Below are 22,936 nucleotides of genomic sequence, written 5' to 3'. Positions count from 1 at the left end.
TTTAAAGCATGTATAATATTGGGCAATTAAATTACCGTATTTTTGCTGCTATTTACCGATATAAAAAGGGTTCATAGTTGCAGTAGCCAGCAGTTTTGTTGGTTTTCTGGAGAAGTTTGTGACTAATAACGATGTTTTACGCCGCCTGAGATATACTTTTAACTTTAATGATCAAAAGGTTATTGCCATATTTGCCTCGGGTGATTTAACCGTGACTCGTGACCAAATTAGCAATTGGTTAAAAAAAGAAGAAGATCCGGCTTATATAAATTGCCCAGATACGACTTTTGCTGCATTTTTAAATGGCTTTATTAATGAACGTCGTGGCAAAAAAGAGGGTGAACCGGCAAAAGCTGAAAAGCGATTAAATAATAATATTATTTTAACTAAACTTAAAATTGCCTTTAATTTAAAAGCTGAAGATATTATCGAGATGCTAGCGTCAGTTGACTTTCGCTTGAATAAACCAGAATTAAGTGCCTTTTCTCGTAAGCCTGATCATAAAAACTATCGTGAATGTAAAGATCAAGTATTGCGCAACTTTTTACAAGGTGTTGATAAAAAGTTTCATGTTCAACGTCGAGCGAAAGAACAAGTTAAAGGCCAGACAGTTGTCGAAAGTAAAGATAAGCTGGAAAAAGTTTTAGAAAACAAGAACTATAACTCGGCTAAACCTAAGGCAAGCAAGATTTATGTTAACCCGAATAAAAGCAAAGTTGAGCGTAAGCCTGGCGAACGTAAGGTGTTAAAACTGAAACCAAAAGATATTTGGGGAGAATAGTTTTAATTAGCAAATTTAGGTGTTTGTGCTATAAATGTCATATGTTTCTCGCTCCAATTGCATTAGGTATTTTGTAGAGGTTTGGATACATTCTTAACAATAAAAATAATAAGGAAGAATTTATGTCTGAAAACAGCGCATCAGAAAACAAACAAGCCCCTGAAATTGTTGCTATTCCAAGTTGGTTTAAAGTTGCAGCAATTTTAGCCTTGGTATGGAATTTACTCGGTGTGATGGCGTTTGTTGGCCAAATGATGATGACGCCGGAAATGATTGCTGAGTTACCACAAGCTGAACAAGACTTATATGCCGCTACGCCACTTTGGGCCATTGCTGCCTTTGCTGTTGCGGTATTTGCTGGCGCCTTAGGAAGCCTGGCATTGTTAATGAAGAAAAGTATTTGCTATCAATTGTTTGTTGCCTCATTTTTTGGGGTGATAGTGCAAATGTTTCATTCCTTTTTTATCAGTAATTCGTTTGAAGTTTATGGGCCAGGTGGCACTATAATGCCGATTATGGTTGTGGTTATAGCCCTTGTTTTAGTGCGTTTTGCCGCTAAAGGTATTAATAATAAGTGGTTTAGTTAACGAATTAATCTTCGATGGTGTAAATTACGTTAGAAGCCTGCAATTGCAGGTTTTTTTATATTTAAGCTCTAGAAAAACAATAATATTGTCATCACTAGTGATACAATTTATCGATACCTTTTATGAACATTATTTTTACGGTTTAACCAATAAATGCTGGCAAATTTGAAAGCTAAATTACTGGGGACAATATTGTGCGCGGTAATAGCTATGGTCGCGGCAATCATTGCTACTCGTTATCAAGCACCCATTATGCTATTCGCGTTATTGCTTGGTTTAAGTGCTCACGCTTTTTACCGTAATAAAAATGTTCAACCAGGCGTCAATTTTTGCTCTCGGGAGTTGCTGCGCTTTTGTGTTGGTTTATTGGGAGTACGTATTGCGTTTGCTGATATTGTTTCTCTGGGCATTACTCCGCCACTAATTGTTATGTTCAGCATGGCATTAACCATAGTTTTTGGTGTGTTGTTTGCTCGCTTACTCGGTTTACCTAAAACCTTTGGCGTGCTTTCTGGTGGCGCGGTCGCTGTTTGTGGTGTTTCTGCCGCCGCCGCTATTTCAACTGTACTACCTAAAGATAAATCACAAGAAAAGTACTTTGCTCTTACGGTGATAGGTATTACCACCTTTAGTACCTTATCAATGATTTTTTATCCTATTCTGGCGGGCTATTTAGGCTTTTCTGATGAGTTGGCAGGCGTATTTATCGGCGGGGCAATTCACGATGTAGCACAAGTTGTTGGGGCTGGTTATACCATTTCACCGGCAGCGGGTGATGTCGCAACTTATATAAAACTGTTAAGAGTCGCGCTACTAATGCCTATTGTGATGCTAGTATTTTTTGCCTTTAAAGAACGTGACAGTAAAATGAGCGGCGGTGTTAGTGCCTTTATTCCCGGTTTTTTAATACTATTTTTTGTTTTAGCTTTTTTAAAGAATATTGGCGTAATGCCGGTCTGGTTAATTGAGATTATTCGCGCTTTATCGAGTAATTTACTTGTGGTGGCAATTGCCGCCATTGGCGTCAAAACATCGCTAAAACAAGTTGTTTCAGTGGGATGGCGCCCAGTATTATTAATGGGCACCGAAACGTTATTTTTAGCAAGCTTGATTATTGGCAGTATTTTGTTTTTTTATTAATATTCGCTATCAACAGCGTTAGCTTCACTGATACGCTCAATTCTTGCTTGCTCTTCAGCGAATGCCGCTTTAATTTCTTCTAATACGGTATCAACATCTGCACTGGCCGAACTTTCTTTGAATAAACCGGTAAGTGTTGATTCTGGTGTTAATTCACCACGTTCAAACAGCGCCCACATTTCTTCGGCATATTTACTTTGCTTTAAGGCTGGGCTGAATTGGCCGTAGTAATTGGTCATATTGGTTACATCACGTTTAAGCATAGCTTTGGCATTGTTATTCGCTGATGCATCAACCGCTTGTGGTAAGTCGATAATAACTGGACCATAGTCATCGACCAATACATTAAATTCTGACAAATCACCGTGAATGATACCCGCACAAAGCATTAGCTTAACGTAGTGCATGACTAGTACATGATCTTCTGCTGCTTGCTCTGCTGACATCACAACATCGTTTAATCGTGGCGCAACGTCACCGTCATCATCGGTAACGAGTTCCATCAATAAAACACCGTCAAAGCAGCCAAAGGGTTGTGGTACTCGTACTCCAGCTTCTGCTAGTTTATACAAGGCATCAACTTCTGCATTTTGCCATGCGGACTCTTGTTGGTCACGACCATATTTTGAGCCTTTTTCCATTGCGCGAGCACGGCGGCTATTTCGGCTTTTTCTGCCTTCTTGATATTGCGCTGCTTTTTTAAAGCTGCGCTTAATCGCTTCTTTATAGACTTTTGCACAACGAACGTCATCGCCGCATCGTACCATATAAACGGTGGCTTCTTTACCGCTCATTAACTGGCTTATTACTTCATCTACTAGGCCATCATCAACAAGTGGCTGTATGCGTTTAGGTACTTTCATGGCGTCGTTATACCTTAGTTCGTTGATGGATGATATAACAAAATTATAACTTTTTATTTATCAATAGATTAAAACCTAGCTATGTTAGGGTAAAATAACAAATAAACGCCAACAACATTAGTGTGACCATGATCCCATTCGTTAGCCAATTACCTAGAATTGAACAAGCTTTATGGCTTGAAGCGCTGAGTCAAGTGCTCACCAATGAAACTATTGTTTTAGCTGATGATATCCCGCAAGAGCAGCGACACCTTTGTAAATTAGCAATTGTTGCTAACCCTGATATATCGACGTTGAAGCAGTTTAAAAACTTGCATTGGTTGCATAGTGTTTGGGCGGGAGTTGAGAAGCTAATGGAGTCCTTACCAGCGTCACCGATTAATGTGGTTAGGTTAGTTGATCCTATGTTGAGCCAAACCATGGCAGAAGCGGTACTTGCGTGGAGCCTGTACCTGCATCGTGATATGCCGACTTATGCAAAACAACAGCGGAAAAAACAATGGCAACAGCAAGCTTACGTGTCAGCGAGTGAGCGACGTATTGGCATCTTAGGTTTGGGGGAGTTAGGTTGTGCTAGTGCTAAGCAATTAAGTAATGTTGGTTTTCAAGTGTTGGGTTGGAGTCGAACGACTAAAACCTTAGCTGGCGTTTCTACATATAGTGGTATCGATGGATTGGCGAGCATGGTTTCGCAAAGTGACATTTTAGTGTGTTTACTACCATTGACTCCGGCGACAAAAGGTTTAGTCAACACAGAGTTACTTTATAAAATGCCAAAAGGGAGTTCGCTAATTAACTTTGCTCGCGGCGCTATTATTCATTCGCATGACTTACTTCAAGCCCTTGACGATAAACAGCTTAGTCATGCGGTGCTAGATGTTTTTGAGCGAGAGCCATTGTCATCAAACAGTGAACTCTGGCAACATCCCAATATTACGGTTTTACCGCATATTTCTGCGCCAACGAATATGGCTACGGCTTGCCAAATTGTTGCTAAAAACATTATTGAATATCGCGCTACTGGACAATTACCTGAGTGTGTCGATAAGGCGAGAGGTTATTAACAGTACAATTTAGCACTTGAGCTAAGGTGTTAAATGCTCGCTTAAATAGTCTACTAGGGCACGTATTTTCGGTGATAACTGTCGATTATGAGGATACACCGCCCAAATGCCGTCATCGGGTTCTTGAAATTTCGTTAGCAGTGGAATTAACTTGCCTTGCGAAATATGATCTTTAACGTAGTAATCGGGTAGTTGTACTATGCCTAAGCCTTTTAAGGCCGCATCGGTTAAGCCCGAACCATTGTTGTAGCGCAGAGTACCTTTTACTTTCACGGTTTTTTCTTTTCCTGCTACTTTAAAGCGCCAGTAATCTAATGTGCCCAATAGACAGTTATGATCACTAAGTTCAGATAGCGAGTGCGGCATACCATATTTTTCTAAATACTGTGGTGAAGCGCAGAGGTAGTTTTTTCTTTTACCTAACTTTTTTGCTATTAATGTCGAGTCGGCTAATTTGCCTAATCGAACAGCTAAATCAAAGCCTTGCTCGACTAAATCAACATTTTGGTTACTCAGGTAAGCACTGATCTGTATTGCACTGTGTTGTTGAACGAAGTCATTAATTAGTGGCAGTATTTTCTGCTCGCCGTAGGTTACGGGAGCGGTTAACTTTATATGACCTTGTGGTTTTTGTTGTAAGTTAGTCACCACGCGTTCAGCTTCTTCTATGCCGTCTAATACGCTGCGGCAATGCTGATAAAATAACTGTCCTTCTTGAGTTAGTGATACTTTGCGTGTGGTACGGTAAAGTAATTTAATGTTTAGCTTTTGCTCAAGCGCCGTTACCCTGCGACTGACATGTGCTGTCGAGATGTTGAGCTTCTTAGCTGCTCGGGTAAAGCTTGCGGTTTCTGCCACATAAACAAATTCGCTAATACCATCAAAATTCATACCTATTACCTAAGACTTCTAATTGTTATCACTCTTATATTTATATTGTTACGTATAAGTAATAGTGAATTGCTGTTTTGCTATATTATCATTTAATGTGAAATAAATATAATAACCTCATCGACAAAGTTTACCGTGCGATTAAAGCCGTCACGTCCGGTTATATTCAACTATAGTTATTGATACATTTTTAAGAAGCGTAACTGAGTTTGTAAACTACCAATTTAATTTTTATACCTTATCGAGGATTCAAAATGACTGATAAATTTATTAAATCAAAAGCCGCAATTGCCTGGGGACCTAAACAACCATTATCGGTTGAAGAAGTTGATGTTATGTTGCCTCGTAAAGGTGAAGTGCTAGTAAAAGTGATTGCGTCTGGCGTTTGTCATACTGATGCCTTTACATTATCAGGTGACGATCCCGAAGGTATTTTTCCGGCTATTTTAGGTCATGAAGGTGGCGGTATTGTTGAGCAAGTTGGTGAAGGCGTGACGAGTGTGCAAGTAGGCGATCACGTTATTCCTTTATACACGCCAGAATGTGGTGAGTGTAAATTCTGTTTGTCAGGCAAAACTAACTTATGTCAAAAAATACGTGAAACTCAAGGTAAAGGTTTAATGCCTGACGGTACCACGCGTTTTTACAAAGATGGTCAGCCAATATATCACTACATGGGCTGTTCAACCTTTTCGGAATACACGGTTTTACCAGAAATATCATTAGCAAAAGTTAATAAAGAAGCGCCTTTAGAAGAAGTTTGTTTATTAGGCTGTGGTGTTACTACCGGCATGGGCGCGGTAATGAATACCGCAAAAGTTGAAGAAGGGGCAACGGTTGCTATTTTCGGCTTAGGCGGTATTGGTTTGTCAGCGGTTATTGGCGCAACCATGGCGAAAGCGAGTCGTATTATTGCCATTGATATCAACGAAAGTAAGTTTGATTTAGCGAAACAGCTGGGGGCTACTGATTTTATCAACCCGAAAAACTTCGATAAGCCGATTCAAGATGTGATTGTTGAAATGACTGATGGCGGTGTTGACTACTCGTTTGAGTGTATTGGCAACGTTAACTTAATGCGCTCTGCATTAGAGTGTTGTCATAAGGGTTGGGGTGAGTCAGTGGTAATTGGTGTGGCTGGCGCTGGTCAAGAAATATCAACTCGTCCATTTCAATTAGTGACAGGACGAGTATGGCGCGGCAGTGCATTTGGTGGCGTAAAAGGTCGTACTGAATTACCTGATTATGTCGAACGTTATTTAGCCGGTGAATTTAAGTTAAGTGATTTTATTACCCATACCATGGGCTTAGAAGATATTAATGAATCATTCGAGTTAATGCATAAAGGCGAAAGTATCCGCACCGTGATCCACTTTGATAAGTAGTTTTTAACGTCTAGTTCTTAAGAGCTGCCTTGAAAGTAATTTCAAGGCAGCATTAGTGTTCAGTTAGAAGGTTTTAACATGACCATAGAAAAGATCAGTGCTAACAAAAGCTTTGGTGGATGGCACAAACAATATAATCATTATTCAAAGACGGTAAATGGCACTATGCGTTTTGCTATTTATTTACCGCCACAAGTGGCAAATGGCGAAAAAGTACCGGTACTTTATTGGCTGTCGGGTTTGACTTGTAGCGATGAAAATTTTATGCAAAAAGCTGGTGCTCAGCGTATAGCGGCTGAGCTTGGCATGGCGATTGTTGCACCTGATACTAGCCCGCGTGGCGAAGAGGTTGCTAACGATGAGGGGTATGATTTAGGCCAAGGTGCAGGCTTTTATGTTAATGCCACTCAAGCGCCGTGGAATAAACATTTTCAGATGTATGATTACATTGTCAATGAGTTGCCTGAGTTGATTGAGTCAACATTTCCGGTAACTCAACAACGTGCAATTTCGGGTCATTCAATGGGGGGGCATGGTGCGTTAATGATCGCGCTAAAAAATGCCAATCGTTATAGTTCCGTATCTGCATTTAGCCCTATTACTAATCCGGTGAATTGTCCTTGGGGGCAAAAAGCATTTACGGCCTATTTAGGGGACGATAAAGCGACATGGCATGAGTACGACAGTAGCGAATTAATGCGCAATGCGAGTGAGTTTGTACCTGCGTTGGTTGACCAAGGTAAAGGTGATGACTTTTTAGTTGAGCAACTAAAGCCTGAAGCCTTAGTTGCTGCAGCCAACGAGAGTCGCTACCCATTGCAGTTAAATCAACATGAAGGTTACGACCACAGCTATTATTTTATTGCCAGTTTTATTGCTGAACATTTACGTTTTCATCGTCAGCACTTTTCTAACTAGTATGAGCCTATTTATGACGCAGAGTTGAAACCTGTTAGCCGTTAAACTCAACCTAAAGAGCTAGCTTTTGATTAATGAAGCTAGCTTTTTCTTATTTTTACAAAAAGATCTTACTATAGGCGCTTAGCGGTAATCACATAACGCTCATTGGCATTCTGATCAATACCGTTAAATGGATAGCAAGTTATTAGTATTAAGCTGCTGTCATTTGCCAGCACAGGAAGTTGCCCGGTTGCAGCATCAACAATATCAATAGCTTCCACTTGATACAATTGGCTTTGCCCATATTGGTCTGTCATTGAAATCACATCTTTCATTAATATATCCTCTAAAAATGCAAAATGGCTATCGCGATGTCCCGCCACCACAAAAGGTTTGGCGGAATTTGTTTGATTAAATGGTGCAATGGCACCAGCAGAGAAAGCTAAGGTGGTTGGGTCACCGCCGTTGAGTATCACAATGTTTTTTTGCAAGCGCTTAAATGACAACTCAGCGATAGGAAAGGTGTCTGCCCAGGGCCAAGGTTTTATGGAGACATTGAGATTATTGCTTAAGCTGCTTCTGGAATTTACTGATTGTTGCCAGCTATAACTGATTAACTCTTGTGATAACCAAGCCTTAACTGGTAGCCAACTGGCATGAATGCACAGCAAGCTGCCAGCAATAAATAAGGCTTTAAAGATAACAGCGGCCACGTTATTTTGACCAAAAACGTAAAATTAATGGTGCCAGTAAGATTAATAGCAAACCAATGAAAAATTGTTGATGCCAGCCAAGCGCCGTTTTAGGCATAGCGACCATCAAGTTTTCATGGGCCTTTGCCAGCATGTTTTCTTTATGTGTTGCCATTTTAGCTTTTTGCGCTGCTGTCAGTGTCTCAAGCTCAGGTTGTTTTTCCACGGCAATAAAGCTGGTGTAAGGAGAAATGATCTGGTGAGCAAGAGATGTTGTGATAACTTGTTGCTTGACCTGTAGTTTATCAGCTCCCATGACCAAGCCATCTAATAAATCTTCAATTTTACTGCGTGCCCAAACAGTTGCTATGCCCTGAGATGGCTGGCTATCGTCAATGATTAATTGTTGATACCAAGGTTGGGTTGCGGTATCCCCGATGAGTTGCAGGCTAGCGATGGGAAATTGGGATTTAATCGCCACTTGCATAGGTTCGCCCAGGTATAAATCGGTGAGCTTTTTCGGGTAAACATCAATTTGTTGGTGGACTTGGTTATCAAACATTAGTTGAATATCACTTACCGCAGGTTGGCTTATTTTTGTCATCAATGCCGACATACTGGCTTGTACATCATTATTATTCTGAATAAAAACATAACTACCGCGGCCAAATTGTGCTGCTTTTTTCATAAAATATCCATTCGGTGCCGCGCCAATACCAACAGTAAATAAGCGAAAGTCTCCTTGTGCACCATCAAGTAATTGCATTAATTCAAATTCGTTAGCAACGGCGCCATCGGTAATGAAAACAACTTGCCGAATTGCTTGTGAAGATTGGTGATTATTTTTTGCCATCACTAGTGCTTGGCTTAGTGGTCGGTACATTTCAGTGCCGCCATCCGCTTGTAAATTATGGATAAATTGTTGAGCTTGCTTGATGTTTTGAGCTGTGACCATTTCAGTGTGTGAAAAGAGTAAATCGACAGAATCACTAAAGGCAATAATGTTAAAGCTGTCATTTTCGTTCAATAACGATATCGCTTGCTTTAGACTCGCTTTAGCTTGTGCCATCGAACTACCTTGCATTGAACCTGAGGTATCAATTATGAAAATAATATCGCGGGCAAATACTTGAGCAGTATCAACACGGGGCGGGAAAAAGGTCAGTAGGGTAAAATATTCACCGTCGACTTGCTCGGTAAAACTACTAACCTGCGGTTGTTGGCTGGGCTCAAGTTGCCAAGTTAAATTAAAGTCTCTGTTGGCAATGGCTTGTTGTTTTGAAAGAGAGATCAAGTAGGATGAGTGCTGATTATTAACGGCTTTAGCATGTATTTGATGGCTAGCACTGCGAATCGATGTAACCGGGACTCCAGCATTAAGTTCGATAGTTATTGAAGCCTGACTTTTGGCTAAAATTTTGCTATTTGTTTCAGTAGCAGGCCGCTGTGCTGTGCTTGCAGTATCATCATTTAACACTGAAAATTGGCTCGGTTTAAGGTTTGAAGTGTAAGTTTCAGCTGATAATTCAGACGGAAGCTCGGCAGGAGAGTGCTGGTAATGAGCAGGGTGATAACGAGCGGTCATGGCTAACGGTAAATTTATATTTAACTCGTTATTAAAAAAAGTCACTGGCATGATAAAAGTTAAGGTAACCACAACTGTCGACTGAGCAGGGATGTTGGCAATGTTATTGGTAAACAAATTGGCTCGTTTTTGTTGTACTAAACTCGCTTTTTTACCTTGTCGTTTAGCTTTGTTATACACTGCCTTCGCGGCCTTTTTTTCCATGATTTGGCCAACAATCTCCTTGTCAGCCACTTTGACCGTTAAATGCTTAATGGCGGCGTTTTCAGGTAATGGAAATTGATATTTTCCCTCAAGTTCAAGATTATATGGATTAACAAAAACTTGTTTTATTTGTGCATAAGCGATTAAACCACTGACTTCTATATTTGCCGTCATATCGACAGGTAGTGCGACTCGCTTGTTTTGATCTGGATGATCGAATAATAACTGTGGCCCGTGGATCAGCTTGTTTTCGATATTGAGGTGCGGTTCAGAATCTAGTTGACGACTAATATGTTGGCTTTGTGCCAGTGGCACAATAACGGCTACAAGTGTTACTAACAAAACGATTAGTAAAAAAGCTTTTAGCCACCTCATACGTTGCTTCTTACGCTTTTGTTGATAAAAGTATGAGTCTTGATAGTCAATGAGTCGTAAATTTTTATTTGAGTTAAACACCTGTTTCTCCAATATCCATGTGATATTGGTTATTACAACAAAGCAAAAAGTGTTGCTTGCGGCGATATTAGGGCAATTTAATGAGCAATAGTGGCAAGATTATGACAGCCAGTAGTAGAAATGAGGTTAAACAATTTCAGTAATGCTTTGTTGACGACAAATAACTATTACCCGTCAAGGTAGTGATAGAATTAGAGTGAATAGCACAATAAAAAGGTGAAACGGTGGAATACATATTTTTATTTACATATTCTGTGATTGTTGCGGTTATTGCCGGCGTGATTTTAGCCGCTATCGTGGCATTGTTTAGCCGAGAACGGAAGCTCAAACGCTTCAAAATGACTCTTTGCTATACAACGATAGTCGTTAGCGCTGCTATTTTTTTAATGACTTTAATCAACTTGTAACTTTAAGCCTTAAAGCAAATTAAGGTTAATTTTTGCTATTAGCCAAGAATTTTTTATGTGCTGTTGACCAAAACTGGCTGGTTATTTTATTAATAACATTTGATTCGGCATTAATGAGTACCGCAAATCCAAGGCCTAAATCAGGTGAATAGCCGATGTCAGCGCGAAATCCAGCCACCCAACCTGAATGATAGATTATCGGACGGTCGTCTATTTTATATATGCGCCAGCCATAACCGTAGTGGGCATCGGTTAAATGCTCACGCCAGTAGCGACGGCGTAAATCTTTTTTAGTTTTAATACGCGGCGTTGTTAGTTCTTCTAATAATGCCGGTGAAAGTACCTCAGGTTGGTGGCCTAAGTTGGCGATTAACCATTTTGCTAAATCAGTAATACTGGCGTTTACCCCAGCAGCGGGAGCTACTTTGTAATAGTCTGGCTCGACATCAACCGTGCGCCAAACATATTTTCTAATCTCTTTGCCTTGTTGATCCTTTTTACCTGTTTTTATTCTTTTTCTTAAAATATGAGGTTTAGCCGTGTTGTCGTTTTGACGAAATACATCGATACCGACGGAAGCATTTTCCATGTTCAATGGTGAAAAAATTCTTTCTTGTAATAAAGCTGGGTAACTTTTAGCTTGGCTAGCTTCTATTGCCGGTTGTAAAAAACCGTAGGCAATATTTTGGTAGCTATAGCACTTCGCCGGCTGACAAATCGGAGTAACACGATCAAAGCGGTTAATTATTTTTTCCATGCTCCAGTTTTCATGCAGCAAATTGTCGTAGGCATTTGGCATTAACCCACTTGAGTGACTCAGCAAGTGTTTTAACTGAATTTTATCGGCAGCACCTTTAGTGGCAAGGGTAAAACTAGGTACATATTTGGTGATTGGATCTGACAGCTTGAGTTGTTGCTGCTGCGCAAGCATAGTTGTAATGGTAGCGGCAAAAGGTTTTGATACTGACGCTAAACGAAAAACCGTTTCGTTGTCGACTTTCTTTAATTTTTTCGTGTCGGTATAGCCGAAATTTTCCAAAGCAACGACTTTATTGTTTTTAACAATGGCATAGGCTGCGCCCGGAATATTATGCTTTTTTAATTCTTTGGCAAAATCGGCCGCTAGTTGTTGATTGAAGTGATAAAGCTCGTTTGCGTGAGCAGTTGCATGTAAGCAAACAGAAAAAAGTGGCAAAACTATCGTTAACAAGCGAACAAGCATGAATTAGGCTCAATTTAAAAAAACAGCTAATTCTATCGGCTTGCTAAAAAAATACAATGTAAAAAAAATCTTCGAAAGAAAACACTTACTTATCAACGGCCAATAAAAAATAGCAATTAGCTTTATTTCAATTAGATATAAGCAATGACAATAAGCATCGAAAGTAAGTTGTCAAATCTTGATCTGCATCAAGGAAATGGCGGGCCAGCAACTTAAAATGGCAGAATTAAGCAAGCTGTCGCCAGTAAAAAACGTACAGCTTTTACTTCTTTATTTGTTTGAGTTAGCAAGCAAATAAGTGCTATGGAATACCTAATGAAAAATACCAAACCTTTAGTTTTTGCTTGTTCAGGTTGCTCGCACTTAGCAACAATGGCCAATGATATTGCCTTAACCCTTGATAGTGATGGCATTGCTGAAATGTCTTGTGTTTCATGGTTAATGGCGGCGCCTGAAGCGGATATTAAAGCCAAGTCAGCTAATAGAAAAGTGATCTTGATTGAAGGTTGTGGTGATTCTTGTAGCCGGGATTGCTTAACAAAAGCCGGTGTTGGTATTGATGTTCACTTTAATATTTCTGACTTGGGTTTTGCTGCTCGCTCCGCCAGTGATTGTTCGTTACAAGAAAACAGTATTGCCATGAGCCATATTTACGCTGAATTAGCAAAGTTAGGCATGAAAGCTGAATAGTTAAATAAGACTATTTTTTAAATTAATAATCTGCCTTTTTTAATTACTTTTCAGTGTGGTAGCATGATGGGAAAATAATAATGATTACAATCATATGCCTACCGAATCAACCACTCAAGCATTAGCTATATTACGAGATACAAGTCAATTTTCTTGGTATGTTATTCCATTACTGTTAATTGTAATCTATGTTTATGCTCAAGAAGCTGACAAAGGTAATTGGTCGAGAGTTTTAGCCGGTTTAGCATTTTGGGGCATGGATTGGTTTAATGAGATCTGGAACTCATTGGTTTTTCATTTTAGTCAATATGCGCCAGTATGGGCAGCGCCAAGTGATACCGCTTATTTAATTTTCATTGGTTTAAATATCGAAATTTGTTTTATGTTTGCCATCTCAGGCATTGTGGCGACTTTGGCATTACCTAAAGATCCAAAAATGAAAATTTTAGGGTTGAATAATCGCTGGTTTTTTGCGGTATTGTTTTCGTTGCTAAGCGTACTAGTCGAAATTACCTTGAACCGAATTGGTGCTTTAACTTGGGATTGGACATGGTGGAATGCTGATGCGCCATGGTTGCTATTTTTAGTTGGCTATATGAGTTTTTATAGCATCTGTTATTGGGTCTATGATATGACATCAAGAAGAAAGCAATTACAAGTTGTTGGTGGCTTATATGGTATAAATATCACCGCTATTGTCGTGTTTGGTGGCATATTAGGTTGGTTATAACGTCTTGCTATATAAATAATATAAGCGAAAGTAGTCCTTGGATTTAAGGCAAGATGTCATGCTTTTCTTTGTCTAAAGAATAGAAGACTAATTTGAGTGATTTCCTTCTTTTATTGAGTAATTATTTTGATTGATATCCGTTTATTTGCTTCACAAGACTTTCCTGATGTTCAGGCAATATACCAACAAGGTATTGATGGCGGCAACGCCACGTTTGAAACCACGGTTAAAACTGAGCAACAATGGTTAGACTCAACCTTAGCGGTTGGAAGGCTTGTTGCTGTTGATGAAAACCGGGTTGTTGGCTGGGCTTCATTATCATCGGTATCTGCTAGAAAAGTGTATGCAGGTATTGCGGAAGTGACCATTTATGTGGCTGATAATATGCAGGGTCAGGGGATAGGAAAAAAGCTATTGATTGATTTGATTGAAATATCTGAGTCGCAAGGGTTTTGGACATTACAATCGGCAATATTCCCAGAAAACCAAGCCAGTATTCTTTTGCATCAACAGCTTGGTTTTAGGGTTATCGGCATACGTGAAAATGTTGCGCAATTAAAAGGTGTTTGGCGAGACTCAATATTATTGGAAAGACGCAGTAAAGTGGTGGGTGTTAGTTGATTTTGTTATTAAGTATATATTCTGTTAGTTTGGACATGTTGCGTTCGATAAACTGAGTACTTATTCCGTTTTAATAATTACAGATAAATCCGGTTGATTGCATAACCTATTTATTGGATGAAATTAGGCTCTTATGGAAGGTGCTGTTAGTGAAAGGCATCAACGTAAAGCTTAATTTTCCGTATAAGCAAGTACATAGAGCCTTCGCTAGTTTCCTCAGCTAAAAACCCTTTTTTGTATTTCATTAATTCAGTAGATAATTTGTTAATATCGTACCATTTAAAGTAATAAAAAAAGTGCCAGAGGTTGGTCCGCTTAACGGAATGTTTGTTTTATAAATAGTTGAAATTTAATTTTATTTATTTGTTAGTGTTATAAGTCTTCAAATTTTCCTCTGATAAATTCTGTGGTTTTTGTAGGTTGTTGGGTTAGTAGTTCAGGTAGGGCATCAAACAAGTATTTATTGATAGGATAGCAATTCTTTTTAAGAAGGGAATTAGCTAAAATCTCACGGCATTTTATTCAAGCGGCAGGTAGCCCAGAAAACATGCCAAATGGGCTATTTCTACACATCGAAAGTGGTGTGCCACTCTCCGAGCGTTGACGTTGTATTAGAAATATAAATGGTCAATGTTAACGGTTATAGAAAAATAACTCGTTTAGGCTAACCTTACAGTGTTTGTATCGGGATATGCTTGCAGTTGTTATTACTATAAGTAAACCAAGCTTTACCAGCCCTTGGTTTATTACCTGTTTGTGAAATAGAAGAGTAAATAACCTGAGCTCGTGATAAGCACAATGCTACAGCAGCGTTATTAAAGCCTATTTCTATGTTATTCAAGTTGCCAATAACTCGTTATAAGGCAGACTTAAACGCGTTGAATTAGACATAAATACCACTACTGTAGATTGAGTGTTGATAATGTTTGGAAATAGTTGTGTTTATCATTCTCAGAAACCGAGTTTGGGTTAAATAAATTTAGCTGAGAAGCTTTGAGTGTTTGAGTTATACGCTGTCTAGCATTATCTATTTTTTTAAAAATATTGACTCAAACTCGCATGCTAATACGGGTTTACCAATTAAAAATCCTTGTGCCGAGTCGACAACTGTTTTATCAATAAACACTTGTTGTGCTAGTGTTTCTATACCTTCAGCGGTAATGCTAAGGCCTAAATTTTTAGCCAGGGAAATAATCGCTTTGGTGATGGCAATATCTTCTTGGTTTTCCGGAATGTGTTGAATGAAGCTTCGGTCTATTTTTATTCTACTAATTTTCAGCTTTCGTAAATATGATATTGAGGAATAGCCGGTACCAAAATCATCAAGGGCAATAGATACACCGAGCTGCTTTAACTTCTCAAGCCTTTGTCGTGCAACCTCGACATCTTTCATTATGGTAGTTTCGGTTAACTCAAGTTCTAAAAAGTGGCTTGGGAGCTCCGTCGTTTGTAAACATGACTCGACAACACGGATAAAATCTTTTCGTCCTAGCTGCTTAGCAGACATGTTGACTGATATAACAAAGTTGCTATGGCCTAAATTATGCCAATGCCTGTTTTGTCGGCACGCCTCTAACAATACCCATTCACCTATGGTGTTAATTAATCCTATTTCTTCCGCGATAGGAATAAATACGTCCGGAGGTACACTGCCTAGTTCTTTGTTGTTCCAGCGTAATAGTGCTTCAGCACCTTTAACTTTTTTTGTGTGCACATCAATAATGGGTTGAAAATGAAGAACGAATTCATTGCCTTCAATGGCTTGTCGTAGCTGATTAGCGACAATAAGTTTATTACGAACTCGCTTATTTAGTTCATTGGAATAAAACCTGAAAGTATTTTTGCCTTCATGTTTTGCATGATACATAGCGGTATCGGCATGTTTTAACAGTTGTGATGCCTTTTTGCCATCATTCGGGTACATGGCAATGCCAATACTCATACCCACTGTCGTTTCATTAGCGTTAATTTGAAAAGGCGCTTGCACACAGTCTAATATTTTTTTCGCTAGTATAGTGACATTATTAATGGAACCGACAGCCTCTAGCAGTATAATAAATTCGTCGCCTGCAAAGCGAGATAGGGTATCGCCTTTGCGTAATTGACCTAGTAGCCTTGCGGTAAATTGTTTTAGTAGGATATCGCCAGCATCATGACCGTAAGTATCATTGACCTCTTTAAAGTTATCTAAATCAATAAACAGTACGGCGGCTAAAGCTGATGTTCGAGCAGATTGATCGAGTATGTGCTCAAATCGATTGATACAAAGCTCTCTATTAGGCAGGTCAGTGAGGCTGTCATAGAAGGCTAGTTTTTTAATGCTTTGCTCGGCTTTTCTTCGTTTCTGGATCTCTTGCTTTAAGCGCTTACCATTTCTAAAAGCAATGGCTGCGAGTGCAAACGATGAAATCATTAACAAGGTCAGTAATTCATCAATTTCATATTCTTCATGTGCTCTTGAAATTGCGACCAAATATTCGAAAACATCAAATTCCTGTGCAAACCAAAAAGCTAATAATGCTAGTAGCGTGATCATGATGACATCGATAGCAAAAACGGATGGGCTAGATATTTTTGTTAACATTATTTTTATTGAACCACGAACCATGAAGCTTACTTTCCTTAGAAAAAAAACTTAAGCGTTATACACCTATGAATTCTGTGTTATTTACTTTAAATATTTAAATAACATCGCTTTTCTAGCGTTAACTTAATCATAGCTGACGGATTGATATTTACTTAAAATCAGTATTAATTTTCTTCAATTATTTATCGTTCGATATGCTGCGGGAGTACTGAAAGCATAGATGGTTTGCTAGGTTGATATCTTTAGGTTGATATCTTTAGGATGATTTTTGAGTGTGCTTAACAATGACGATTGCTATCGGTGAGTTATTTATACCAAGCACGTTTTAAGGTAGCTAAAGAAAAGCCAGCGATAACAGCTGGCTTTGAGTAATCTGCTGTTGTTGAATGCGCTACAATTGCGATTGAATGTAGTTTTCTAAGCCAATGGTTTTGATTAGGCCAAGTTGCTGTTCTAACCAGAAGGCGTGATCAACTTCGGTATCATCGAGTAGTTTTTCTAAAATTTCACGAGTGACATAATCTTTTTCTTGTTCGCACATGGCAATGGCAGATCGAAGTGCTTTGGCGACGGCATATTCAACATCTAAGTCACTTTGCAGCATTTCCGGTACGGTTTTACCAATATGCAAGCCTGGGCGCGTTTGCATATCAGGCGTGCCTTCTAAAAACAAAATTCGCTGAATCAACATTGAGGCGTGCAGCTTTTCATCGTCAAATTCATGATCAATTCGCTCGAATAATTTATTGATGCCCCAATCTTCATACATACGTGAATGAATAAAATATTGATCCATTGCTGCTAATTCATAGGCAAGTAGGCCGTTTAGCGCAGAAATAACTTGTGTATTACCTTTCATTTTCATACCCCTTTAACGGTTTTAAAGTTGTGCCTGAATATACTTTTCAATGCCGATATTATCAATTTGGTATTGCTGGGTTTCTAGCCAATCTAAATATTCTTCTTCGTCATTTAAAATGCCGTCGAGTATTTCACGGCTAACGTAATCCTGTTCTTGCTCACAAACAGTTATGGCGTTGCGAACCACGTCAATTTGGGCGGTTTGAAAACGTGTGTCACAACTGATCATTTCTTGAGTGTGTTCACCAATTGCAAGAGGGGAAAGCTGTTGTAAATTTGGCAAGCCTTCGAGGAACAAAATGCGTTCAATCACTTTATCTGCTTGCTTCATATCAAGGATAGATTTTTTATAGCATTTACTATTTAAGGCATTGATGCCCCAGTTCTTATACATGCGGGCGTGAAGAAAGTACTGGTTAATTGATGTGAGTTCACTGGTCAGTACTTTATTAAGTGTTGCTAGAACGCTTGCGTTACCTTTCATTAGAGCCTCGAACTTTATGATATTCAATAGTGGCAGTAATTATAGGAAGAAAACCAAGGAATGCAAAAGGTAATTTGTAAAAAACCTTTAAAAACAACTGGTTGCTAATGGTAATCGTTATCAGTTGTAATTAGGATTTATGAAATAAAATAGTAAGTTAGCTAAGCCTAGCCCACTTCTTTAAATAAGCTTTCATCAACGATAGTATTATCAATAATATTTTGCGCCACTTTAACACAAGTACCACATTGTGAACCTAATGGTAGATGCTGCTTCAACTCTCGCATTGAGCCAACGCCACTTTCGGTTACTAATTGCTTAATTTGATGGTCTGTGATGCCTTTGCAAATACAAACAAACATAATATATATTCACTGATGATTGATAACGCGATTGATAATAGTTCTTATTTGGGTTTTGTTCAACAACTAATTTAATGTCAATTGATAGCGCATTGATAAGTAAAGAAATAAAAATTTAAATAATTTTCTCATCTGGTTATAAACCAGTAGGAATAAAGGTTTTACAGAAATGTCGGTTAAAAATTCATTGTACTAGCTAAGTACTAAATGAGGGAGCTAACAGGAAGTTTATCTTAAAGTTCAATGTTCATTACAGCAAGAAAGATTGGCTTTAAATAGCGTCGAGCTTCTTACCGAGTAAATCTAACATGGTTGCATTAAGAGTATTTAATTGCATTTGTAGTTGTGTACGTTGTTGTTCAGCTTCTTCGCTTTTGTCATGTTTAATTCGACTGAGCTGTTGCTTGATGTTTTCTATTTGCTCTTTAATTTGTTCTATCAGTTTATCGTTAGCGCTGTCTTCTGAACTCTTACTTTCCGACTTTTTGCTCGCGTCTTGACGAAACATTGCTAAGGCTTCTTCAGAAATGGTTACCTTTTCTTCTTCTAACATTTTTGGTGTTGAAGCTAACTGACGTTCAACATATTTCATATGCTCAAGCGGTTCTTCACTTGCTTTACCTTTGGATAGCGGTTGTTTTAGTGAATTCAATGCTGTTGAGCTGTCACTGGTTATTGTATTCATGTCAGTTACCTTATTATGTTGGTTAATATATCGACCAGTCAGCAATTAAGTTGAGGATTATAATTAAGAAAATAATTATATAACTCATTTGTTATATAATTATTTTAATATATATGTTTTATGTTATATACTAGCGAAACGTCCAACAATGTAGAGTGCAGCATGCGAGCAACTGAATTTTTTAAACTTTTGTCTGACGATATTAGGCTAAAAAGTATCCTAATGATCACTGAAGAAAAAGAGCTGTGTGTTTGTGAGTTAATGGTCGCGCTTGATGAAGTTAGCCAGCCTAAAATATCTCGCCACTTAGCATTATTAAAAAGTGCAGGGATATTGTTAACTCGTAAACAAAAGCAATGGGTTTTTTATGCCATTAATCCCAACTTACCGCTGTGGACTCAACAGGTATTAGCAACAACGTTACAAGAAAACCAAGCTTTGATTAGCCCGCATTTACATGCACTACAGCTGATGGGTGACCGTCCAACCCGTATGGTAAATTGCTGTAATTAAATTGGAAAAAGGTAAAATTTTGCCGCGTAGCAGGTAGTTCAGCGGTTAACTCTATCAGCGAAATATAATTGAATTAGGAACAAGGTAATGACAATTAAAATAGGTATTAATGGTTTTGGTCGTATGGGGCGTTTGTCAATGCGTGCGGCTTATGACTGGGATGATGTTGAAATTGTGCAAATTAACGATCCAGCGGGCAATGCTGAAACTTTAGCGCACTTATTAAATTTCGATTCTATTCATGGTATTTGGCAGCATCAAGCTACGCATATCGGCGAAGACATTATCATTAATGATAATAAAATAACCTGTAGTCAAAATAAAAATATTGCTGATACTGATTGGTCGGCTTGCGATGTGGTTATTGAAGCCTCTGGCGTGATGAAAAGCAAAGCGTTATTACAAGCTTATTTGGCACAAGGGGTAAAGCGAGTTGTTGTTACTGCGCCAGTTAAAGAAGACGGTATTTTAAATATTGTTGTTGGTGTTAATGATGACGAATACAGCGCTGATAAACACCCAATAGTGACGGCAGCTTCTTGCACTACTAACTGCCTTGCGCCTGTGGTGAAAGTTATTCACGAAAAAATCGGCATTAAACATGGCTCGATGACAACAATTCACGATATCACGAACACGCAAACCATATTAGATGCGCCACACAAGGATTTACGCCGCGCTCGTGCGTGTGGCATGAGTCTAATTCCAACGACTACAGGCTCAGCGACAGCGATAACTCATATTTTCCCTGAACTTAAAGGTAAGCTTAATGGTCATGCGGTGCGCGTGCCATTGGCAAATGCTTCAATTACCGATTGTGTTTTTGAGCTAGAACGTGCAACCACAGAGCAAGAAGTTAATGCCTTATTAAAAGCCGCCGCCGAGCATGAATTGAAAGATATTTTAGGCTTTGAAGAGCGTCCTTTAGTTTCCATTGATTATAAAACCGATCCGCGTTCAAGCATTATTGATGCGCCGTCAACTATGGTGATTAATGGCACACAGGTAAAACTTTATGTTTGGTACGACAACGAGTGGGGCTATGCCAACCGAACGGCGGAAATCGCGCGTATGGTGGGACGCTCTGATTTAGCGTCGAAATAGTGCAATGTTAAAAAAGTACTAGCAGAAAACAGATGCAAAAAATAAGCGAATTACCGAGTCAAGTTAAGCAATACTTGCTCATTACTGGCAATTATTGGGCGTTCACCTTGACTGATGGTGCGTTACGTATGCTGGTGGTGCTGTATTTTCATCAGCTTGGCTACAGCCCGATCAGCATCGCCATGTTATTTCTCTTTTATGAGATTTTCGGCGTAGTGACTAATTTAGTTGGTGGTTGGTTAGGAGCTCGCTTAGGGCTCAATAAAACCATGAACATCGGCTTGGTCTTGCAAATATTGGCGTTAGCTATGTTACTGGTGCCAAGTCACTTGCTTACTGTTGCTTATGTTATGGTGGCGCAAGCACTGTCAGGTATTGCAAAAGACCTGAATAAAATGAGTGCGAAAAGCTCGATTAAATTGCTGGTTAATGATGGTGAAAGTCAAAAACTCTATCAATGGGTTGCAATACTCACTGGCTCTAAAAACACCTTAAAAGGCATTGGTTTTTTTCTTGGAGGGCTGTTATTAACATTATTTAGTTTTAGCGGTGCCATTGCCATTATGGCGGCAATGTTGGCGGTTATTTGGCTGATAAGCATGTTGAAGTTAAAACAGGATTTAGGCAAAGCGAAAAATAAACCCAAATTTACCGAGGTTTTTTCTAAAAGCCGAGCCATTAATTTGCTCTCTGCGGCCAGGTTATTTTTATTTGCTGCCCGCGATGTTTGGTTTGTTGTGGCACTGCCGGTATTTTTGGCGGCGGAATTTGGCTGGCAACATACCTGGGTTGGTGGTTTTATTGCTGCGTGGATCATTATTTACGGCTTTATTCAAACCATTGCTCCTAAAATTACCGCTAAGTTCTCTGGTCAACTACCGAGTGGCAAAGATGCGGCAAAATGGGGAGCATTACTGTTTTTTGTACCGGCGGTAATGGCGGTAGCGTTAAGTAACCAAGTATCGGTTTTTACCGTGATTATTGTTGGCTTGATGGCATTTGCTGTGCTATTTGCCATTAACTCTTCATTACATAGTTTTCTAATTGTCGATATGGCCGGTAGAGATGGAGTCTCGCTCGATGTTGGCTTTTATTATATGGCCAATGCTGGGGGGCGATTGCTTGGTACTGTGTTATCGGGCTGGATGTTTCAAGTGTATGGCTTGATAGCATGTTTAATTGTCTCAGCCCTATTTATCGCTTTTGCCGCTATTTTCGCTGCTATGATCCCCAATATCAGATTACCAGTGGATTAACTTGCATCCATATAGGGTAATTTAGTGACTCGGCCTTTATTGGTCGAGTCGACTTTCAACTCACTTTTTATATCTTTCCAGGCTGTTACTTTACCGCCAACATTCAATCGCTCAAACCCTGAACCTGCCACTTCATTTTCTTCAATGGCTAGAAATTGGAGTAATTTTTGGTAACTGTCGTTAGCGCTAATATCTATGGCTAAAAATTTTTTTTCCCGGTGTTGAAAGTATGCTTGAGCTTGTGCTTGATGTTGGCGATAACAGTCAGTTAAAAACGCAAAGTTGTTTATGTTCTCTAGTGAATAAGGCGCGAATGTTGTTTGATAGCAACGCTTTATTATCGGATTAAAGCCGCCATCGTCGCGAATTAAGTTGCTATGCATACGCAGCAGTAATTGCTGAATTGACGGTAGCCATTTCTCCATGGCGCGCGCTAAGTATATGAATTTTGCATTAGGATATGCTTTATCAAGCAATGGGTAATCACAAAATATTGGGGTGTCTGCAATAACTTGTGCTTCATTAAAGGAGCGATCTGTGTAGGCAGTGTGAGCAACGCGAAAGCCTAAATCAAGCATAGCGGCACAGACACTTGTGGTGCCTGTTCTAGGTAAACCAATAATGAAAATTTTTTCTTCGTTAGACATATATTTTTGCTAGTAATATTTTAGCTTTCATAAACTGCGGGCGGTTATTTTGCCTTAATTCCGTTGTTAGCGTAAGAAAAATGTCACTTATCTGTCATTTAATAAACCTGCAACATTAGTGAAACCAGATTGTCATATTGAACCATTAAAATTTTTGCCAAGTGATTAAGCCGATATTAGTAACCTAAACAATACTGGCTTAATAAATCTCGCTTCTAA

General features: G+C 39.1%; 22 protein-coding genes and 1 pseudogene. 12 read left to right on the top strand and 11 right to left on the bottom strand.

Annotation, left to right across the window (positions count from 1 at the left end):
* Window positions 1-118 precede the first annotated feature (118 nt).
* From AC27JP_RS00575 to AC27JP_RS00565, 3 genes and pseudogenes are all read left to right on the top strand, one after another.
* A pseudogene (locus AC27JP_RS00575) lies at window positions 119-568 on the top strand (YehS family protein); the annotation flags it as partial.
* Between the two features lie 335 nt (window positions 569-903).
* Window positions 904-1,368: a hypothetical protein gene (locus tag AC27JP_RS00570; RefSeq protein ID WP_487111503.1), complete on the top strand. Its 465-nt coding sequence runs from the start codon at window positions 904-906 to the stop codon at window positions 1,366-1,368.
* A gap of 153 nt (window positions 1,369-1,521) precedes the next feature.
* A complete protein-coding gene (locus tag AC27JP_RS00565; protein WP_487111501.1) occupies window positions 1,522-2,508 on the top strand; it encodes a YeiH family protein in 987 nt (328 codons plus the stop codon).
* On the opposite strand, the gene AC27JP_RS00560 is transcribed toward AC27JP_RS00565, so the two are convergent.
* Window positions 2,505-3,371 carry a PA4780 family RIO1-like protein kinase gene (locus tag AC27JP_RS00560; protein ID WP_487111499.1) on the bottom strand — a complete coding sequence of 289 codons (867 nt, stop codon included), beginning with the start codon at window positions 3,369-3,371 and terminating at the stop codon, window positions 2,505-2,507. The two genes, AC27JP_RS00565 and AC27JP_RS00560, sit on opposite strands and share 4 nt — an antisense overlap.
* 128 nt (window positions 3,372-3,499) lie before the next feature.
* Between AC27JP_RS00560 and AC27JP_RS00555 the strand changes: the two genes are divergently transcribed.
* On the top strand, window positions 3,500-4,435 hold the full coding sequence (locus tag AC27JP_RS00555) for a 2-hydroxyacid dehydrogenase (protein WP_487111498.1): 936 nt from the start codon (window positions 3,500-3,502) through the stop codon (window positions 4,433-4,435).
* A 21-nt stretch (window positions 4,436-4,456) separates the two neighbouring features.
* On the opposite strand, the gene AC27JP_RS00550 is transcribed toward AC27JP_RS00555, so the two are convergent.
* On the bottom strand, window positions 4,457-5,326 hold the full coding sequence (locus AC27JP_RS00550; RefSeq protein ID WP_487111497.1) for a LysR family transcriptional regulator: 870 nt from the start codon (window positions 5,324-5,326) through the stop codon (window positions 4,457-4,459).
* A gap of 254 nt (window positions 5,327-5,580) precedes the next feature.
* Between AC27JP_RS00550 and AC27JP_RS00545 the strand changes: the two genes are divergently transcribed.
* A complete protein-coding gene (locus AC27JP_RS00545) occupies window positions 5,581-6,711 on the top strand; it encodes an S-(hydroxymethyl)glutathione dehydrogenase/class III alcohol dehydrogenase (protein ID WP_487111496.1) in 1,131 nt (376 codons plus the stop codon).
* Between the two features lie 78 nt (window positions 6,712-6,789).
* The gene (gene fghA / locus AC27JP_RS00540; RefSeq protein WP_487111494.1) at window positions 6,790-7,629 is read left to right on the top strand and encodes an S-formylglutathione hydrolase; all 840 of its coding nucleotides are present in this window, start codon (window positions 6,790-6,792) and stop codon (window positions 7,627-7,629) included.
* Between the two features lie 113 nt (window positions 7,630-7,742).
* Here the strand turns inward: fghA and AC27JP_RS00535 are convergent, their stop codons facing one another.
* The 3 genes from AC27JP_RS00535 to AC27JP_RS00525 form a co-directional block, all read right to left on the bottom strand.
* A complete protein-coding gene (locus AC27JP_RS00535) occupies window positions 7,743-8,324 on the bottom strand; it encodes a class GN sortase (protein ID WP_487111493.1) in 582 nt (193 codons plus the stop codon).
* A 1-nt stretch (window position 8,325) separates the two neighbouring features.
* A complete protein-coding gene (locus AC27JP_RS00530; RefSeq protein ID WP_487111492.1) occupies window positions 8,326-10,548 on the bottom strand; it encodes a marine proteobacterial sortase target protein in 2,223 nt (740 codons plus the stop codon).
* Between the two features lie 432 nt (window positions 10,549-10,980).
* Window positions 10,981-12,177, bottom strand: coding sequence for a serine hydrolase domain-containing protein (locus tag AC27JP_RS00525; protein WP_487111490.1), 1,197 nt, complete (start codon window positions 12,175-12,177; stop codon window positions 10,981-10,983).
* Window positions 12,178-12,492: 315 nt separating this feature from the next.
* On the opposite strand from AC27JP_RS00525, the gene AC27JP_RS00520 reads away from it, so the two are divergent.
* The 3 genes from AC27JP_RS00520 to AC27JP_RS00510 all read left to right on the top strand — a co-directional run bounded on the left by AC27JP_RS00520 (window position 12,493) and on the right by AC27JP_RS00510 (window position 14,218).
* Window positions 12,493-12,867 carry a putative zinc-binding protein gene (locus AC27JP_RS00520; RefSeq protein ID WP_487111488.1) on the top strand — a complete coding sequence of 125 codons (375 nt, stop codon included), beginning with the start codon at window positions 12,493-12,495 and terminating at the stop codon, window positions 12,865-12,867.
* Between the two features lie 94 nt (window positions 12,868-12,961).
* Window positions 12,962-13,597: a hypothetical protein gene (locus tag AC27JP_RS00515; RefSeq protein ID WP_487111487.1), complete on the top strand. Its 636-nt coding sequence runs from the start codon at window positions 12,962-12,964 to the stop codon at window positions 13,595-13,597.
* A gap of 126 nt (window positions 13,598-13,723) precedes the next feature.
* Window positions 13,724-14,218, top strand: a complete 495-nt coding sequence (locus AC27JP_RS00510) for a GNAT family N-acetyltransferase (RefSeq protein WP_487111486.1) — start codon at window positions 13,724-13,726, stop codon at window positions 14,216-14,218.
* A 1,027-nt stretch (window positions 14,219-15,245) separates the two neighbouring features.
* Here AC27JP_RS00510 and AC27JP_RS00505 read toward each other — a convergent pair.
* From AC27JP_RS00505 to AC27JP_RS00485, 5 genes are all read right to left on the bottom strand, one after another.
* Window positions 15,246-16,826: a putative bifunctional diguanylate cyclase/phosphodiesterase gene (locus AC27JP_RS00505; protein WP_487111484.1), complete on the bottom strand. Its 1,581-nt coding sequence runs from the start codon at window positions 16,824-16,826 to the stop codon at window positions 15,246-15,248.
* A 370-nt stretch (window positions 16,827-17,196) separates the two neighbouring features.
* Window positions 17,197-17,664, bottom strand: a complete 468-nt coding sequence (bfr, locus tag AC27JP_RS00500; protein ID WP_487111482.1) for a bacterioferritin — start codon at window positions 17,662-17,664, stop codon at window positions 17,197-17,199.
* Between the two features lie 21 nt (window positions 17,665-17,685).
* A complete protein-coding gene (gene bfr / locus AC27JP_RS00495) occupies window positions 17,686-18,150 on the bottom strand; it encodes a bacterioferritin (protein ID WP_487111480.1) in 465 nt (154 codons plus the stop codon).
* A 167-nt stretch (window positions 18,151-18,317) separates the two neighbouring features.
* Complete coding sequence (locus tag AC27JP_RS00490; protein ID WP_487111479.1) at window positions 18,318-18,512, bottom strand: bacterioferritin-associated ferredoxin; 195 nt, start codon at window positions 18,510-18,512, stop codon at window positions 18,318-18,320.
* A gap of 271 nt (window positions 18,513-18,783) precedes the next feature.
* Window positions 18,784-19,197: a hypothetical protein gene (locus AC27JP_RS00485; RefSeq protein ID WP_487111477.1), complete on the bottom strand. Its 414-nt coding sequence runs from the start codon at window positions 19,195-19,197 to the stop codon at window positions 18,784-18,786.
* 120 nt (window positions 19,198-19,317) lie between these two features.
* Here AC27JP_RS00485 and AC27JP_RS00480 point away from each other — a divergent pair, with 120 nt between their 5' ends.
* From AC27JP_RS00480 to arsJ, 3 genes are all read left to right on the top strand, one after another.
* Window positions 19,318-19,710 (top strand): metalloregulator ArsR/SmtB family transcription factor, encoded by a 393-nt coding sequence (locus AC27JP_RS00480; protein ID WP_487111476.1) that lies wholly within the window; start codon window positions 19,318-19,320, stop codon window positions 19,708-19,710.
* Window positions 19,711-19,797: 87 nt separating this feature from the next.
* On the top strand, window positions 19,798-20,814 hold the full coding sequence (locus AC27JP_RS00475) for an ArsJ-associated glyceraldehyde-3-phosphate dehydrogenase (RefSeq protein WP_487111475.1): 1,017 nt from the start codon (window positions 19,798-19,800) through the stop codon (window positions 20,812-20,814).
* A gap of 32 nt (window positions 20,815-20,846) precedes the next feature.
* A complete protein-coding gene (gene arsJ, locus AC27JP_RS00470; RefSeq protein ID WP_487111473.1) occupies window positions 20,847-22,070 on the top strand; it encodes an organoarsenical effux MFS transporter ArsJ in 1,224 nt (407 codons plus the stop codon).
* Here arsJ and AC27JP_RS00465 read toward each other — a convergent pair.
* Window positions 22,067-22,717: a sulfotransferase gene (locus tag AC27JP_RS00465; protein ID WP_487111471.1), complete on the bottom strand. Its 651-nt coding sequence runs from the start codon at window positions 22,715-22,717 to the stop codon at window positions 22,067-22,069. The two genes, arsJ and AC27JP_RS00465, sit on opposite strands and share 4 nt — an antisense overlap.
* Window positions 22,718-22,936: the final 219 nt, after the last annotated feature.

The sequence above is a fragment of the Colwellia sp. SU-HH01172 genome (genome assembly GCF_057553355.1).
Note: the sequence above shows the minus strand (reverse complement) of the source record. Positions and strands in the feature narration are given on the sequence as shown.